Here is a 2,438-nt window from a genome sequence, read left to right on the forward strand (position 1 = left end):
GGGCAGGGCAGGGTGGTTCCGGGGGTCAGCGGATGCCGAACTCGTCGCCGATGAGGCTGAGGAGTTCCTCCGCGCTCGCCGCGCTGAGGTCGCTGTCGGTGTGGTCGTCGCCGGCCACCGCGACGGCGGGCCCGCCCGAGGTGCCCGGGGTCTCCTCGACCTTGGTGAGGAGGACGCGCAGGCGCAGGGCCAGGGAGGCCCTGCGGGCGGGGTCCTCGGCGGGCGCCCGCAGGGCCTCCTCCAGGGACTCCAGGGCGAGGAGGGCCGTGTCGGGTGCCTGATGAGCAGTCAGATCAAGTCCCCCGTGGAGCAGTTCGGCCAGGTCCTTCGGAGTGGGGTGGTCGAAGACGAGGGTGGCGGGCAGCCGTAGGCCGGTGAGGGCGGAGAGCCGGTTGCGCAGGTCCACGGCCATGAGGGAGTCGAAGCCAAGGTTCTGGAAGGGCTTGGCGGACGGCACGGACTCCGCCGAGGCCAGTCCGGCGGCCGTGGCCGCCTCCGCCCGCACCAGCTCCACCAGGGCGGCGATGCGATCCGCCTCGGACAGCGGCAGCAACCGCTCCCGCAGTCCGGACACCGGGGCGGCCGGTGCACCGTCGCCGGCCCGGGTCCCGGTGGCGAGCGAGCGCAGCAGCACGGGTGTCGCGGGCGAGCCGGGGTCGAGGGCCGAGGTGTCCAGTCGTACGGGGACGGCGACGCTCTCACCGGTGGTGAGGGCCGCGTCGAACAGGGCCATGCCCTCGCGGGGGTCGAGCTGGCGCAGTCCCACGCGGGCGATGCGTTTGAGGTCGCTGTCGGCGACGCCCGCCGTCATGCCCTCGCCGCGCTGCCAGGGGCCCCAGGCGAGGGACAGCGCGGGCAGCCCGGCGGCCGCCCGGCGCACGCACAGAGCGTCCGCGAAGGCGTTGGCCGCCGCGTAGTTGGCCTGTCCGGCACCGCCCATCGTGCCGGCGAGCGAGGAGAAGACCACGAAGGCATCCAGGTCCCGGTCGGCGGTCAGCTCGTGCAGGTGCTCCACCGCCTGTGTCTTGACCGGCAGGACGGCGTCGACCTGGGCGGGCGTCAGGGCGGTGACGGTCGCGTCGTCGACGGCTCCGGCGGTGTGCACCACGGCCCTCAGGTCCGGGACGGTCGCCAGGAGCGCGGCCAGCGCGGCACGGTCGGTGAGGTCGCAGGCTTCGAGGCGGACCTTGGCGCCGAGCGCGTCGAGTTCGGCGGACAGTTCCGCCATACCGGGGGCGTCGGCGCCCCGGCGGGCGGCCAGCAGCAGATCGCGTACGCCGTGCCGGGTGACCAGGTGCCGGGCCACGAGGCGGCCCAGGGTGCCGGTGGCTCCGGTGATCAGTACGGTGCCGGTGGCCGGCCAGACCGAGCCGTCGGCCGGGGGCGGTCCGCCTGCCGTCGTGGCCTCGGCGTGGCCGAGCCGGGCCAGGCGGGGGACGTGTATCTCTTCCTCCCGGAGGGCTAGTTGAGGTTCGCCGAGGGCCAGGGCGCGGGCGACGGCCCGGGGCAGGGGTGTCGTGGCGGTCGGCAGGTGGTCGACGAGCAGCACGCTGCCGGGGTTCTCCAGTTGGGCGGAGCGGGCCAGGCCCCAGACGGCGGAGCCCGCCGGGTCGGTCAGGGTCTCGGTGTCCGAGGCACGGACCGCGCCCGAGGTGCACAGCACCAGCTGGGTTGCCGCGAGCGTGTTGTTGGCGGCCCATTCCTGGAGGAGGCCGAGGACCGCGTGCACGGCGTCGCGGGCGGCGGCCGAGGTCGGCTCGGCGGGCGGCAGCGGCACGACGACCACGTCGGGCGGTCCCCCGGCGGCGCGCAGGGCGTCCAGGTCGGCGTGGTGCTCGACGGCCTCGGCGGTGCGCAGCAGCGGTTCCACCTGGGCGTACGCCGTCGTGTCGCCGAGGACCGCGAAACGGCGCGGGAGGGGGCCGTCGGCCCCGCCCGGTGCGGGGTCCAGCAGGGTCCACTCGGTGCGCAGCAGCCATTCGGGGCGGATGCGGGTGGCGTCGAGGCCCTCGGTGGACGCGGCCCGCATGTGCAGGGCGGCCACGGAGGCGACGGGACGCCCGGCGGGGTCGGTCAGCTCCACCGCCACCCGGTCCTCGGCCTGGTCGCTGACGTGCACGCGCAGCGCGGTCGCCCCCTGCTCGTGGCCGGTGACGCCGCGCCAGGCGAAGGGCAGCAGCGGGCCTCCGGTCGCGGGCGCCGAGGGGCGGAAGGCCAGGGCGTGCATGGCGGCGTCGAGGAGAGCGGGGTGCACGGCGAACCCTCCGCCGGCGGGCTCGGGCAGCCGTACCTCCGCGAAGACCTCGTCGCCGCGCCGCCAGGCGGCGGTCAGACCGCGGAAGGCGGGGCCGTAGGTGAAGCCGTGGTCGACCAAGTCCTCGTAGAAGGTGGACAGTTCGACGGGCTCGGCGTCCTGCGGGGGCCAGGCGGGGAGGGGT

General features: G+C 75.9%; 1 protein-coding gene. It reads right to left on the reverse strand.

Annotation, left to right across the window (positions count from 1 at the left end; all coding sequences use genetic code 11):
* Positions 1–25 precede the first annotated feature (25 nt).
* A partial coding sequence (locus tag P1P70_RS43440) for a type I polyketide synthase (RefSeq protein ID WP_319247853.1) occupies positions 26–2,438 on the reverse strand: 2,413 nt, incomplete at its 5' end.

The organism is Streptomyces sp. MB09-02B, from assembly GCF_033794485.1.
GTDB lineage: Bacteria > Actinomycetota > Actinomycetes > Streptomycetales > Streptomycetaceae > Streptomyces.